The following is a 16075-nucleotide window of genomic DNA, read 5'->3' on the forward strand; positions in this document are numbered from 1 at the left end:
CTATACCTGATAAAACAGGCTGCGACCGCTGCTGTAACCAGTAAAGCGGTAAATTGCACCATGCTGGTGCGGCCTGTATTGTTGGCGCTCTGCATTTGTGCAATTTAGTAATTATGAATACGTATTCATGTTGAGGTGTTGCGCTAATAAGTTTAATAAATAGCCTTAGACAGAAGTCTGGTTGTACTGATACGGCTGCGCTTACAGCTGACAGACAGCACACACAACACACCGGGGATGAAGGACATGACTAAATTTAAACTCAGTATGCTTACGCTGGCACTGGCTGCGGCCGGTACTTGCTCAATGGCATATGCGCAAACTGCTGAGCAGGTTACAGCAGAGCAGGCCAAAGCTGATGAGCAAATCGAAGTAATTTCGGTAACAGGTTTTCGCCGCAGCTTGCAGGATTCGCAAAACATTAAGATGTTTAACACCTCTATTGTTGAAGCGGTATCGGCAGAAGATATCGGTAAATTACCGGACGTGAGTATTGCTGAATCGCTGGCCCGTTTGCCTGGTCTTACGGCTCAGCGTCTTAACGGCCGTGGCCAGGTGATCAGTATCCGTGGTTTATCGCCGGATTTCAGTACAGCGTTGTTAAATGGCCGTGAGCAGGTAAGCTCCGGTGATAACCGTGGCGTAGAGTTTGATCAGTATCCGTCAGAACTGTTAAGCGGCGTGGTGGTATATAAAACACCAGACGCGGGTTTGGTGGGGCAGGGTTTATCCGGTACAGCTGACATGCGCTTGATCAGCCCGCTAAAGCACGGTGAAACCACTGTGGCAGTGAATGCCCGCTACGAGTGGAACCAGATTGATGCGTTAAATGCGGGTGCAGATGACAACGGCCGCCGTTTAAGCATTTCTTATATCGATCAGTTTGCAGATAACACTATTGGTATTGCGCTGGGTTACGCCAATATGTCCAACCCTACTCAGATTGAGCGCTTTGAAGCCTGGGGTTACGCTGATACCGACGATGGCGACAAAGTTATTGGCGGTGCCAAAGTGTATGCTAACTCTAACTTGTTAGAGCGTGATGGTTTTATCGGCGTATTTGAGTACAAGCCAAATGCTGATTTCAGCACAACAGTTGATCTGTATTACTCCAAGTTTGATGAAACCCAGCGTACCAGCTTTATCGAAATGCCGCTGTTGTGGGGTGGCGCAGCGCTTAGCGATGCGGTGGTAGAAAACGGCATGGTAACATCGGGTACCTACAGCGATGTAAAAGCCATAGTACGTAATCATGGTAATTTCCGCGAAAGTGACTTGTTTTCAGCCGGCTGGAAAACCGAATTTAAACTGGCAGACAACTGGTTCGGTACTGTTGATGTGAGCCATTCAAAACTGGACCGTACCGACCTTATTCTGGAATCAGATGCCGGTACCGGTACTTTAGGTTCAGGTGCAACTGACACTATTCAGTTCCAGATGAATGGCAAAGGCGCCAGCTTTAATGCTGGCCTGAACTACGCCGACCCTGCGCTGATTTTACTTACCAGCCCGCAAGGTTGGGGTGGCGATATTATCCCTGGCGGCCAACTGGGTTACTACAATTCGCCAACCATTACTGACGAGCTGAACCAAATCCGCCTGAGCGCCAAAACACTGATTGAACATGACGTTTTTGATGAAGTAGAGTTTGGCCTGAATGTCAGCAGCCGCGAAAAAGATAAACAAGCCAATGAATATTTCCTTGGCTTACCTAATGGTGCTACCAGCGCAGCTATCCCAAATGTCAGGGGTACAACCAGCCTGTCTGCTTTTGGCATACCGGGTATGGTCAGTTACGATCCGCGTGAGTTAATTTCATCCGGTACGTTAGAACTGGTACGTAACCCCAATGCCGACGTTCTTATTAAAGACTGGAACGTGCAGGAAGATGTGATAACGGCTTTTGTTAAAGTGGGTGTAAGTACCAGCATTGGCGAAATTCCGGTAACCGGTAACTTTGGTACCCAGGTAGTACACACAGATCAGTCTTCTTATGCGCTGGCTGCGTCTGGTAGTGGTATTGATGTATCCTCTTTCCGCCTTGAAGGCGGTGATAAATACTGGGAAGTACTACCCAGTATGAACCTGAGCTTTGATCTGGGTGCAGGCCACTTTGTGCGTCTGGGTTTAGCCCGCACTATGGCGCGTGCCCGTATGGACCAACTGCGTGCCAGTCAGGATTTCAGTTTTAACCCGGCTAACAACAATGCCCAGGCTACACCGGAAAGTAACTCTCCGTGGAGCGCCAACGGCGGTAATCCGGCATTAAAACCCTGGATAGCTAATGCACTGGATGTATCTTACGAATATTACTTTGATGACAGCCTGGGCTATATGTCACTGGCAGCGTTCTATAAAGACCTTGAAAGCTATATTTATGAGCAAGCGGTTATTCAGGACTTTACCGGTTATCCATCGGGCGGTATTACCCCGGTAATTAACGAAGGTGTTGCCACTACGCCGCAGAATGGCGACGGCGGCCGTATTAACGGTTTGGAATTCAGCCTGTCGTTAAGCGGGGCTATGCTGACACCGGCACTGGAAAACTTTGGTACTATCCTGACCGGTTCCTGGACTGACAGCAGTATTGAATCTGATCCTAATAACCCGTCTACGCCTTTACCCGGTTTATCAAAACGTGTTGCCAACTTAACGGTATATTATGAAAACGCCGGTTTTGCTGCCCGCGTCAGTGGCCGTTACCGTTCTGACTTCCTGGGTGAAATTGCCGGTTTTGGCAGTGGCCGTGACCTGAAGATGATTGAAGCCGAAACTGTGGTTGATGCACAGGTAAGCTACAGCTTTGATACCGGTCAGTTTGAAGGTTTGACCTTACTGCTGCAGGCCAACAACATTACTGATGAGCCGTTTGTCCGTACAGAAAATGGCAATATTATCGAGTATCAGCGTTATGGCCGTACTTTTATGGCAGGTTTATCTTATAAATTTTAAGTAGTAGATAGCTGTCTATCAGGCCCTGCTTTAATGTTATGTTAAAGCAGGGCTTTTTTATTGCAGCACGGGAGCTTCAATATGGGAAATGGCACGGTAAAACAAGTGCTTATTGTAGGTGGCGGCACTGCCGGTTGGATGGCGGCCGCCATGTTAGCAAAGCTGATGGGCCCGCAACTTAGTATCCGGCTGATCGAGTCAGACGCTATCGGCACTGTGGGTGTCGGCGAAGCCACCATACCAGCTATTCAGCATTTTAATGCGGCATTGGGTATTAACGAAGCCGAGTTTTTACAGGCGACACAAGGCACCATTAAGCTGGGCATTCAGTTTGAAAACTGGGGCAAACAAGGCGACAGCTATATGCACGCCTTTGGCCCGGTTGGCAGGCAACTTGGTGTCACCCCGTTTCATCATTATTGGCTGGCGGCACAGGCGCGGGGCGATAACAGCAGTTTTTGGGATTATTCACTTAATTATCAGGCCGCTCATACCGGCAGGTATGCGCCTTTAGCGCACATTCCCAATACGCCGCTGCAGGGGTTGCTGCATGCGTATCACTTTGATGCCAGCCTGTACGCGGCTTTTTTACGCCGTTACAGCGAACAGCTTGGCGTGGTAAGAACCGAAGGCACCATTGGTGCAGTAGTTAAAACTCCGGCCGGTGATATTGCCAGCGTAACATTGCAGGATGGCCAGAGCTTTAGCGCCGATTTATTTATCGACTGCTCAGGTTTGCGTGCATTGTTAATTGGCCAGGAGCTGGGCGGTGGTTATGAAGACTGGCGCCACTGGCTGCCCTGCGACAGCGCGCTGGCAGTGCCAACAGCCGCGACCTTGCCGGTTATGCCCTATACCCGCGCTATTGCCCACAATGGTGGCTGGCAGTGGCGTATTCCACTGCAACACCGTACCGGTAATGGTTTGGTGTACAGCAGCCGGTTTTTAGACGACAGTGCAGCGCGCCATACCTTAATGAGTAATCTGGATGCAGAAGCTCTGGTCGAGCCGCGTAAAATCAGTTTTGTCACCGGGCGACGTAAGCAACAGTGGCTGCAAAACTGTGTGGCTATTGGTTTATCCAGTGGTTTTCTCGAGCCGTTGGAATCAACCAGTATTCACCTGATCCAAAGTGCTGTGATACGGTTGGTGCAATGTTTTCCGCAACAGGCCGATATGGCCGCGCTGCGCCGCGAGTACAACCGCCAGTCACAGCAGGAATTTGAAGCCATCCGTGATTTTATTATCCTGCATTACCATTTAAACCAGCGTAATGACAATGGCTTGTGGCAGTATTGCCGCACTATGGCGTTGCCGGAGTCACTGGCACAACGCATAGAGCTGTTTCGCCAGTCAGGCGCAGTGTTTCGCCAGCAGGATGAGTTATTTACCGAAGTCGCCTGGCAGCAGGTTATGCTGGGGCAGCATTTACGGCCGCAGCATTATCACCCGCTGGCAGACAATTTAACTGAGGCTCAGTTAAGCGGTTTTCTGGCCGATCTAAAAGCCATTATAAGCCGCACTGTCGCGCAGTTTCCGCCGCATCAGCAGTTTTTACAGCAAGGCCGTTAAGATAAAAAGGCCACTTTATCCCGGTGGCCTTTGTGGTTTGGAAGATGCCGCTATTGTGCCAACAGCACGGCACCCCATTTAGCGGGTATGGTCAGGCGGATTTTATCGCCGCTTACCGTTACCGGCAGTTGGTCAATCTGCTCTTGCCAGTTCAGTTGATCGCGGTTTAGTGTTACTTGTTGCGGCTTATCGCTGTTATTCAGAATAACCCGTACCCGCTGCTGCTGATAATGGCGCTCAAAGCCATACAGCGCTTTATCGTTGTCAGTCAGCAGGGTAGTAAAATCTCCCAGTTGTAATGCCGGCAGACGGTTACGTAACTGGATCAGCTTACGGTAGTGCTGCTGCAGCGTTTTATTTACTGCCACCTTGTCGGCCGGGCGTTTACTGCCATCGGGGTTGGTTACTTCATCTTCGTATTTAATATCTTCCCAGATCATCGGTTTACGGTCATCGGGGTCATTGGCACCCCACATGCCTACTTCATCACCGTAATACACCATAGGTGCACCAACGTAAGTCATCTGAAAAATAACAAACAGCTTTTGCAGACGCAGTTCTTCGTCATTCGGTTTACGTACGTTGTAATCCGGGTTGCTGCCAACCTGCGATAACTGAAAATAGTCGCCCCAGTCACGGAAGTTACCAATACCACGGTTAACAATGTGCGAGCCAATCCGGTTGGAGTCGTGGCTGCCAAACAGGTTTTGTGTTACATAAGCTACGCCTTTCGGATACAAACCGCGCATCTCGCGCAGTTTGGCATCAAACTCTGTGGCGTTAATGTTATGTGGTGGCGGGTTAAACATAAACTCTGCTGCAGTAAAGGCGAAGTTGTAGTTCATTTCGCCATCAAACTCGTCACCTTGCAGGTAAGGTTTTACCAACTCAGGTGGCATTACAATTTCTGCAGTAATATAGGCCTGCGGGTTTAATGTTTTTACATGGCCGCGCCAGTCTTTCCAGAAACCGTGTGCCACACAAAAGGCCACATCCAGCCGCCAGCCATCAATACCATACTCTGTCCCTTTGCCTTTGGGGTTCATCCAGCGTTCGGTAGCGGCAAATACATAATCGCGCGGGCCCTGTACCAGGCCATTTCCATCTTCTTTAAATTCAGGCAGTGATGGCACGCCAAACCAGCCTTCATAGCTAAATTCAGTGCCGGCTTTTTCGTCTTTAAAACTGTGTACGGTAAACCAGTCTTTGTAAGGCGAGTTTTGCTGATGCTGTTTAAGATGCTGAAAAGCAAAGCTATTAGCACCCATATGGTTAAATACGCCGTCAAAAATCACTCTGATGCCGCGCTGTTTTGCTTGTTTAATCAGCTCCAGCGCCAGTTCGTCGGCTTTGGTCCACACCCAGGTGGATGGGTCCAGCGGGTTTTCTTTCGCCATCAGGGCGCGATCGCCGTCTGGATCAGGGCCGAAGTTAGGATCGATATGGTGGAAGCTGGCGCCATCGTATTTATGCAGCGATGGGGCATCAAACACCGGGTTAAGATAAATGGCGTTGAAGCCCATATCTTTAATGTAATCCAGCTTGTCTATCACGCCTTGTAAGTCGCCGCCATAGCGGCGGCGCAGCAGGTGTTTCCACAGTTCCGGTTCGCCATTGCTAACTTCGTAAGGTTGTAACTTGTACCAGTCGCTGCCCCAGGGATGCACCTGCCACACTTTGGGTTCTTCTACCGGATCGGCACCGGCAATATCGGCTACTGTCGGGTTGTTAGAGGCGTCGCCATCACGAAAGCGCTCAGGAAATACCTGGTACCACACTGCACTTTTAGCCCAACCGGGTACAAATTCACCCTGCTCATTCAGCGCAATCGGGCCTTTTGGTGTGGCGTCTGACGTTTGCGGGCAAAAAGCCGCTGCCGCTGTGGCATAAAACAGCGTACCTGCTGCCAGTAAGCCGGCCATAACCGGTGTCAGTTTAATGTTAAGCATATCATTTCTCTTTTTTGCGGCAGGTGGCCTGCCGGGTGCTTGTTAATTTGCCTTGGCGTTCTAACCACGCTGTTTAAATTGTATTGATGCACCAAAGCTGTGCTTTGCGTTGGTTTTGCCTGCACACCGGCAGTGCTTTGTACGGTGCTCTAAGCGTTTTATATACCAGTTTGGTGCAACTGCGGGAACAGCTCTGGCGTTTTTGCACTGTAATGGGCGACTGAATACGTATTCATATTGCGGGTTAGTGGTTAACGGTTAATAAATAAACACTGAGACAACAGGCTGCAGGTTTTCATGCCGGTCGCATGGAGCGCGCAACCCTTTATAAAAATAAACGCTATAAAAATAAAACGGGGAAACAGGGCATGAATAAGTTCAAGCTTAGTCTGCTTACGCTTGCTATGGCAGGGGTGAGTAGCCTGGCATGTTCTGCTGTGGCACAAACAGCAGATCAGGCACAACAATCAGCAAATCAACAGACATTAGACGATGTGGAAGTTATTCAGGTACGTGGCTTTGCCGGTAGCCTGTTCCGCTCACTGGACGCCAAACGTTTTGGCGACACGGTATCTGAAACCATCTCTGCCGACGATTTAGGCGCCTTACCGGATGTGTCGATGGCCGATGCACTGACCCGCCTGCCGGGTATTTCAGCGGTGCGTACCGGCGGCCAGGCCGCAGAAATTAATATTCGCGGTATGTCGGGTGGTTTTGTGTTTTCTACCTTAAACGGCCGCGAGCAGGTGTCTACCAGTGGTAAGCGTAATATTGAGTTTGACCAGTATCCGTCAGAATTAATTAACTCGGCGGCGGTGTATAAGTCGCCAAAAGCTTCATTAATTGAAGGCGGTGTGGCCGGCACGGTAGAGCTGCAAACTGCCAGCCCGCTGCGTAACGAAAAACAACATACCTTTACCGTAAATGCCCGTGGTATGTATAACGACCGCGCCAGCGAAGTGCCGGACGGTGTCGATTTTGGCCACCGTTTCAGTATGTCGTATCAGGGGAAATTTTTTGGCGACACGCTGGGCTTCGCCGCCGGTTACGCCCGCTTGTATCAGCCCAGCGTAGCTACCCAGTTTGTTGGCCTGGCGTACAACGGCCAGAAAGATACCAACGACGATGGCGTTAATGAATATATCAGCGAAGGCTTTGAACTGCAGCACCGTGGTGGTGAAGAAACCCGCGATGGTTATATGGCCGCGCTGGAATGGACACCACACGATGCCTTTACGCTAAAAGCGGATGCGTTTTTATCCAAATTTGATAAAGAAGCTTTTGCCCGCGGTTTTCGGGTTAAGTTTGGCGGCCCCACCGCGGCGTTGGGTAACCCGGTGCTAAATGGCAGCTCTGTCATTGGTGGCACCTTTAACCGTACCTCCAGCAGTTTTACCCGGGTAGAGCTGGTTAACGATGATAACCGCGACTACGACGAAGTACGCAGTTTTGGTATTAATGCCGACTGGGATGTCAGCAATAGCGTAAACCTGTCATTTGACGTGTCGCACTCCAGCGCTAAAAGCGATTTTCGCAATGGCTTGTTATGGAGCCTGGTTGCTGAAGATGCCACTGCCGCAACGCCGGTGCTGGATACCAACGTTTCCATTTCTTACCTGTTAAATGGCCTTAACCTGCCAAGCGTAGGGTTTAGCCAGGCTGCTGCGTTTACCGATCTTGATAAAGTCATGGTAAGCAAATACGGCATTTACCCTTATGTGAACGAAGATGAGGTTACTGCTTACCGTTTTGATGCCAGCTGGGCGCTGGATATGCCGGTTATTGCATCGCTGGAAGCCGGTGTGCGTTACTCAGAGCGTACCTATAAAAATAATCGTTCAGTGTTTGAATACGGTAGCGATGGCGCTTTTTTAACCTCGCAGCCGCCACTGCGCTTAACCGCCGATATGGTAGAGGTAGTGAATTTTAAAGGTGACTTTGCCACTTACCCCGGCTACCTGGCGATAGATCTGGATAAAGCATTACATGCCTGGTTCCCGCAGGGCATTCCGCAACCGGTACAAACCTGGGGTACCGGCAATGCCGGCATTTTGCCGTCGCAGCAAGTAACCAATGGCCCGGACACGGGTTGGACAATGCTGGAAAGCGGTGAAGTATACGAAGATGTGCTGGCCGGTTATGTGATGGCAAACCTGGATACGGAAGTTTTTGGCATTCCGTTAACCGGCAATATTGGCGTACGTGTGGTGCAAACCGATCAAAGCGCTACAGATTTGGCTGATGTAAATGGCGATCCGCTGCGTGGTGCGCAAAATATTACCGATGATGCCGGCCTGGTAAATACCCGTTATGCGCCCGGCGTTTTGGGTGAAAAATACACCGATGTATTGCCACAACTTAACCTGAACTTTGCCATTACCGACAACTCGCAAATTCGTTTTGCTGCTGCCAAAGTGATGTCGCGTCCGCCCATTAACCGGCTGGCGTCTAACACTTCTATTACCATCAGCGATGACGGTGAAATCAACGGTAACAGCTCTAACAGCCCGTTTTTACGGCCGTTTGAGGCAACCCAGTACGATTTGTCGTATGAATACTACATACCATCCGGTGCCATCGCTTTTGCTTTGTTTTACAAAGATATTAAGTCGTTTGTAAATGATTTTACCATTCAGGAATTTGATTTCGCTGGCGCAGGTTTTGATGTGCCGGAGGTTATTATTGATGAAGATGGCATTCCGCGCCCCACCTTTAACGGGGCTTTCTCTACCGCAGTAAATAACGGCGAAGGCGGCTATATCCGTGGCGCCGAACTGGCGTTTACCAAAGTGTTCGATTTCCTGCCTGAGCTGTGGTCGGGCCTGGGTGTGCAGGGCAGCTATTCCTATACCGAAAGTGAAGTCAGCCTGATTAACAGCCTGGGTGGTGCTGCGATAGAAACTACCTTTGAAGGCCTGTCGCAAGATGTATTCAGTGGCACGGTATTCTGGAACTATAAAGGCTTTGATGCCCGCATCAGCGCCCGCTACCGCTCGCCTTTTGTGTCGTCCCAGGTGGGCATAGATGAGCAAATCACCAACTTTGACAGTGAAACGGTGATTGATATGCAAACGTCATACGACATTAACGACAACTTTAAGGTGCTGTTTCAGGTTAACAACCTGACAGACGAGCCAACAAAAAGCTACTTCGGTGACAAAGCGCAAACCGGCACTATCCAGTTTTTTGGCCGCCAGTTCTACCTTGGCGCGGTGTACACCTTTTAACCGGATTTTGGAGCAACAATAATGACGATAACAATAAAACTGCTAAAGCTCAGTGCACTGGTACTGGCTGCACACTTGCTGGCTGCCTGCGGCGGCGGTGATTCAACTAAACCCGGTGAAGTACTGCTAACCTGTAATGTACCGCAAATTCCTAATGCGGCAGGCACAGAATGTGTTGACCCACCACCGATAAAATGTAAAAAGCCGTCGTTTCCCAGTGCCAATAATGAGTCCTGTATTATTGGTTATGACCCCGACGCCCCTGCACCTGTGGTAATGGCCGGTGCTAATCAGGCGGTATTATTTTATAAACGCCCCGACGGTAATTATACCGACTGGATATTACATACCTGGAATAACGAAAGCTGTGACGCCTATGCCGCATCTTCTGTTGCGCCATCCTGGCAAAATGGCCTGGTGCATAACGGCGTGGATGTTAACTACGGTGCTTACTGGATACTGAGTTTAAAGCCGGGCTATGCCGGCACTGAAGGGGCCTGCGGCAACTTTATTGTGCACAAAAACGATGAGAAAGATTTAAGCGACGCCGACATGAAAATGCCGCTGACGCAACAGCAACCGGAAGGTGAACCGGATTTCTCCCGCATGAACTGGACTTTCTCCGGTAAGCCAGATGTGTACCAGTACCCGGTGGTGTCGTTAGGTGTCAGTATTACCGGTGCGGCAGCACACTGGCTGGATCAGCATACTTTTGTCTGGAGCTCGGCAATAGCCCGAACAGCAACAGAGGTAAAGCTGCACTACGCTACAGATGCCGGGCTTGACGTAAACTTCAACGAGCAGATCCCCGGCAGCGCCATGTCACTGACGCCGGTAAATCTTAGCGATGAGCAAAAGGCCTTAGTACCGCATCTGGCAGAGCAAAGCGCATTTAGCGTTGATTTTAGCGCTGATGAAGCCAAAGCCATGCTGAAAAATCAGTTAGTGCTGGCAGCTTATGGCAGCGACAATACGCTGCTGGAAGCTACCTGGGTGCAGGCAGCAAAAGTGCTGGACGACTTGTATACCAAAGGCGATAACGACGCCGACGAAGCAAGCCTGGGGCTGATTTACGAAGGCGGCAATATTACTGCCAGAGTATGGGCCCCCACAGCGCGCAGTGTGAATTTGAAGGTATACAATGCCAGCAAAACCCTTACTGCCACTCATGCCATGACAGCCGATAGCGAAACCGGTATCTGGAGTTATGCTGGTAGCAACGCGCTGGATCGCCAGTTTTACCGCTATGAAGTCACCGTTTATCATCCGCAAACCCGTAAGGTAGAAACGACGGAAGCGACCGACCCTTATTCGCTGAGTGTCTCTACCAATGGCCGCTACAGTCAGTTTGTTAACCTGGATGACGACGATTTAAAACCGGCAGGTTGGGATGACCGCACTATTCCTACCGTAGCCAAACCGGAAGATATCGTGATTTACGAAGGCCATGTGCGGGATTTTTCAATCCGTGATCAAAGTGTCACTGCGGCTAACCGTGGTAAGTATCTGGCTTTTACCGAAACAGACTCAGAACCGGTAAAACACTTAAAATCGTTAGCGGATAACGGCTTAACCCATTTTCACCTGCTGCCGTTAAACGACCAGGCCAATATTAACGAAGATGCTAACCGCCGAATTGAGCTGACTGATACGGTTGGCCGTTTATGCCAGTTAAACGCTGCAGCGCCGGTATGCGGCAATACCAGCGCCGGTGAGAGTTTGCTATCAGTACTGCAAGGCTACTCACCTTTTGGCGAGAAAGCACAGGAACTGGTGCAGGCTATTCGTGGTATTGATGGCTTTAACTGGGGTTATGATCCACAGCACTTTATTGCTCCGGAAGGCAGCTATGCCTCTAACCCGGAAGGTGTGGTGCGCATTAAAGAAGTGCGGGCAATGAATAAGGCCCTGAATGATCTTGGCCTGCGTACTGTGCTGGATGTGGTATACAACCATACCAGTACGTCCGGCGTAAGCACCAACTCAGTTTTCGACAAAATCGTGCCCGGTTACTATCACCGTTATAACCCGGTTAGCGGCGCCATGGAGCGTTCAACCTGCTGTGAGAACACCGCTACTGAGCACCGTATGTTCGAAAAATTTATGCAGGATTCAATGGTGATTCTGGCACGGGATTTTGGCTTTAACGACTTCCGTTATGACGTAATGGGCCACCACCCGAAAGACAGTATTCTGGCAACCCGCGACATAGTGCGTAGCGTAGCACCCGATGTGTACTTCTACGGTGAAGGCTGGAACTTTGGCGAAGTTGCCAACAACCGCTTATTTGTGCAGGCCAAGCAGCAGGATATGGCAGGCTCAGGCGTAGGTACCTTTAACGACAGGCTGCGCGATGAAGTGCGTGATGCTGTATTGTTCAGCAATCAGGCAACAGAGGAGAATCTGCACAAACAGGATCTGATCCGCATTGGCCTGGCCGGTACCTTAAAAGACTATGTGCTGCAAAGTTATCAGGGCATTGCAGGTCCGGCATCCAGTTATAGCTGGGATGGCCAGGCAGCAGGCTATGCCGAAAGACCGGCTGATATTATTAACTATGTCTCCAAGCACGATAACGAAACGCTGTGGGATCAGCTGCAGTATGGTCTTGCTCCGGGTGTGAGTATCGACGAGCGGGTACGGGTGCATAATATCGCTATTGCCATACCACTAATGAGCCAGGGTATTCCGTTTTTACAAATGGGTGATGATTTCCTGCGGTCAAAATCAATGGACCGTGACAGTTATGACTCTGGCGACTGGTTTAACTTTGTTGATTTCAGCATGCAAACCAACAACTTTGCTATTGGGTTACCGCTGGCAGAAAAAAACGAAGCTAACTGGCAGCGCATCAGCAATATCCTGACTAACCCCAATGCCAAACCGGCAGCAGACGATATCCGCTTTGCCAGCGACGTATTTAAAGAGTTTTTAAGTATCCGTGCCGGTAGCAACTTGTTCCGGCTGGTTAGCGCTGATGATGTGATGGCCCGCGTAGGTTTTCATAATATTGGTAAAAACCAGACTCAGGGCTTAATTGTGATGAGCATTGACGACGGAGCAGGATTAACCGATTTGGATCCAATGCTGGATGCCTTAGTGGTAGTAATTAACGGCACGCCTGAAGAGCAATCGCATACTGTGCGCACGGCAGCAGGCTTTGACTTACACCCTATTCAGCAAGCTTCTGCCGATACCAGAGTGCGGGCAGCAAGCTTTAGCCAGGGTGCAGACGAAGGCATCTTTACCGTACCGGCGCAAACGATGGCGGTATTTGTAAAACAGCAGTTGGGTGCACAGGGCACAGGCCTGGCAGCCGATGCCACCTCAGGTGCACCGGATATTCCACCCTACGAAGCCACCACCATTTACGTTCGCGGTGGTATGAATGGTTGGGGTGAAGTGGATGCCTTTGAATATGATGGCAGCGGTATTTATACTGCCATTATTGATATTGTTGCCGGTAATTACGAATTTAAAGTTGCCTCGGGTGACTGGTCCACGGTAGATTTCGGTGCCGGCGGCGATGGTCAGGCAGTGACATTACTACAGGCGAAAACACTGGCAGAAGGTGGTGGGAATTTGCAGGTTAGTTTTGCTAACAGTGCAACCTATGCCTTTGTACTGGATGCCACAAACAAAGATGCACCGCTACTAACCGTGCAGGAATTACCACCTTATGGTGTGGGAACGTCGGTATATTTGCGTGGTGCACGCAACTGGGATCCGGTAGATGAAATGACTTATGTTGGCGGTGATGTTTACCAGATAGATTTACTGCTGGATACCGTGAAACAGTATACCTTCAAGTTCGCCGATGCTACCTGGGGGGCGATTAACTATGGTGCTGGTAACGGTGCCATGACGTTGGGTACTGGCAAAGTTCTGGAGCATAATGTCGGAGATCTGTCGTTAGATGTAACAGAAGTAGGCACTTACCGCTTTAGGGTAGATGCCACAAATCCGTTGGCACCGGTAATGACCATTACTAAACTGTAACGATGTTTTACCCCGGTTCAACCGGGTTCCCCTGGTGTTTAGCCGCAGCTCGCTGCGGCTTTTTTATGTACCCGCAAGTAACTACTTTATTGATCTGCCTGCTGAAAGTATTTGAGTTGCAATTGTTGGTATTGCGGGCTTTGCTGAAATGCCAGTAAGGCCTGATTAAAGCGCTGCACCAGCCAGCTATCCTGCCCCAGCAGGTGATAGCTGTTAGTACCAAATAGCGGCAGTTGTTGCAGGGCGGTATCACCGGGGGCGGTTTGCTGGTAATAGTACTCAAAAATATTTTTATCCATTACCAGCACATCAACCCGGTTTTTTAGCAGCATAGCCGGTAGCTGCTGTTGATCCACCACTTCCTGATAGCTGGCAAACCCCGGGATTAGCTGCGTGTAATCTTGCGGCAAAAACAGATGCGCATTTTGAAATGCCAGTACCCGCTTGCCGGTTAAATCGGCCAGCGTCTTTACCGGAGGCTGCTGATCTTTGCGGGTAATCAGCACATTTTCGTAATGAATATAAGGCAGGGTTGCACTAAAGCCTTCCGGCACAGTGCGTTGCAGCGAAACAAAATCAGCCTGGCCTTGCTTAAACAGTTCCAGTAGCCGGCCATTAGGGGTATGTAAAAACACGGCGCAGCGGTGCATTTTCAGGCTAACCTGCTGCAACAACTCCAGCTCATAACCGGTTTTTGTTGCTACTTCGATATAGGGTGGTTTGTTTACGCCCACTAAAAATGTCAGTTCGGGCCATTGGCATGACAGTGCCGGGCAGCAGTAGAGTATAAGCGCTGTTATCCATAACCTCATGCCTGCTCCGGTAGTGAAAAGGCTGCGCCCGCAGGCGTAACACTTTGCATTAGTTAACTATTATACAGTCAGCTTAACCAAGCTATATCGGTTACGCCAGTGTCAGAACAGGAACAGGCAGTTTCTTCGCAAGGTAAACCGATAGCGGATACTCCTCGCGCTAACGGGGCTTTTGCTGTAAGCTGCGCGCCCCTCCGTATCGGAGGCCACTGCAGCTGCGGCAGACTTTTTCGCAGCATTAACTGCGGGATATCGCATGCAATTTACTGATTTAAACCTGTCGGCAGCGCTGCTTAAAGCCATTGCTGATAAAGGCTATACCACTCCTTCTCCTATTCAGCTGCAGGCAATTCCTGCAGTGCTTGGCGGCCGTGATTTAATGGCAGCAGCGCAAACCGGTACCGGCAAAACCGCTGGTTTTACCCTGCCATTGCTGCAGTTACTCACCGACGGCGCGGCTAATGGCAGGAAGGTACAACCTAACCAGGTGCGGGCGCTTATTTTAACGCCTACGCGTGAGCTGGCCGCCCAGGTTGCTGAAAGTGTGGCGGTGTATGGCAAATACCTGCCACTGCGCAGCACAGTGGTATTTGGTGGCGTTAAAATTAATCCACAAATGATGGCCCTGCGCCGCGGCGTAGATATTTTAGTGGCAACACCGGGCCGCCTGCTGGATTTATACCAGCAAAACGCTGTGCGCTTTAGCCAACTGGAAGTGCTGGTACTGGACGAAGCCGATCGCATGCTGGACATGGGCTTTATTAACGACATTAAAAAAGTGCTGGCGCTATTGCCGAAAAAACGCCAGAACCTGCTGTTTTCTGCCACCTTTTCTGATGATATCCGTAAACTGGCTAAAGGCCTGGTAAACAACCCGCTGGAAGTGTCGGTAAGCCCGGCTAATACTACAGCCGAACGGGTAGAGCAGCTTATTTACCCGGTAGATAAAAACCGTAAAGCGGCACTGGTAACAAAGCTAATTTTGGATAATAACTGGCAGCAGGTATTAATTTTCACCAAAACCAAGCATATGGCGAATAAACTCAGCCTGCATCTAGAAAATGCCGGTATTAAAGCAGCGCCTATTCATGGTAATAAAAGCCAGAATGTCCGCACCAAAGCCTTGGCTGATTTTAAAGCCGGTGCAGTACGCGCTTTGGTGGCTACTGATATTGCAGCCCGCGGCCTGGATATTGACCAGTTACCCCAGGTGGTTAACTTTGAATTACCTAATGTTGCTGAAGATTATGTACACCGTATTGGCCGCACCGGCCGTGCAGGTGCGGCAGGCCATGCGGTATCGCTGGTGTGTGCAGATGAAAGCAAAGAGCTGGCCGGTATTGAGCGGTTAATTAAGCAGGAGTTACCGCGCCAGATATTGGACGGTTTTACACCGGTAAATGTGCTGCCACAGTCTAAGCTGAATACCAAACCCTATAAGCCAAAGAAGCCTAAAGCACCTAAGCCAGAGCATCGTGATGGCCAGCGCCCTGCAGCCCGGCCAGCCCACAGAGCAAAATAATCTTTAATCAGTTACACCTTGTCCACGGCAAGGTGTAACCTG

The 16075-nt window shown here is 50.1% G+C and carries 7 protein-coding genes; 5 read left to right on the top strand and 2 right to left on the bottom strand.

The annotated features are described in order from the left end of the window. The first annotated feature begins 246 nt into the window (after positions 1 to 246). Together M2404_RS04000 and M2404_RS04005 are read left to right on the top strand one after the other, a co-directional pair. Positions 247 to 2952, top strand: a complete 2706-nt coding sequence (locus M2404_RS04000; RefSeq protein WP_259238437.1) for a TonB-dependent receptor — start codon at positions 247 to 249, stop codon at positions 2950 to 2952. 81 nt (positions 2953 to 3033) lie between these two features. Beyond that, on the top strand, positions 3034 to 4524 hold the full coding sequence (locus M2404_RS04005; protein ID WP_259238438.1) for a tryptophan halogenase family protein: 1491 nt from the start codon (positions 3034 to 3036) through the stop codon (positions 4522 to 4524). A 50-nt stretch (positions 4525 to 4574) separates the two neighbouring features. Here M2404_RS04005 and M2404_RS04010 read toward each other — a convergent pair whose 3' ends face one another. Next, positions 4575 to 6473, bottom strand: a complete 1899-nt coding sequence (locus M2404_RS04010) for a glycoside hydrolase family 13 protein (protein ID WP_259238439.1) — start codon at positions 6471 to 6473, stop codon at positions 4575 to 4577. Positions 6474 to 6841: 368 nt separating this feature from the next. Here M2404_RS04010 and M2404_RS04015 point away from each other — a divergent pair, with 368 nt between their 5' ends. Further along, positions 6842 to 9700 (top strand): TonB-dependent receptor, encoded by a 2859-nt coding sequence (locus tag M2404_RS04015; RefSeq protein WP_259238440.1) that lies wholly within the window; start codon positions 6842 to 6844, stop codon positions 9698 to 9700. Between the two features lie 21 nt (positions 9701 to 9721). Then, a complete protein-coding gene (pulA, locus tag M2404_RS04020) occupies positions 9722 to 13699 on the top strand; it encodes a pullulanase-type alpha-1,6-glucosidase (protein ID WP_259238441.1) in 3978 nt (1325 codons plus the stop codon). Positions 13700 to 13785: 86 nt separating this feature from the next. On the opposite strand, the gene M2404_RS04025 is transcribed toward pulA, so the two are convergent. Then, positions 13786 to 14511 carry a substrate-binding periplasmic protein gene (locus M2404_RS04025; protein ID WP_259238442.1) on the bottom strand — a complete coding sequence of 242 codons (726 nt, stop codon included), beginning with the start codon at positions 14509 to 14511 and terminating at the stop codon, positions 13786 to 13788. 256 nt (positions 14512 to 14767) lie between these two features. Between M2404_RS04025 and M2404_RS04030 the strand changes: the two genes are divergently transcribed. Further along, a complete protein-coding gene (locus M2404_RS04030) occupies positions 14768 to 16033 on the top strand; it encodes a DEAD/DEAH box helicase (RefSeq protein WP_259238443.1) in 1266 nt (421 codons plus the stop codon). Positions 16034 to 16075: the final 42 nt, after the last annotated feature.

Source organism: Rheinheimera pacifica, from assembly GCF_024809855.1.
Classification (GTDB): Bacteria; Pseudomonadota; Gammaproteobacteria; order Enterobacterales; family Alteromonadaceae; genus Alishewanella; species Alishewanella pacifica_A.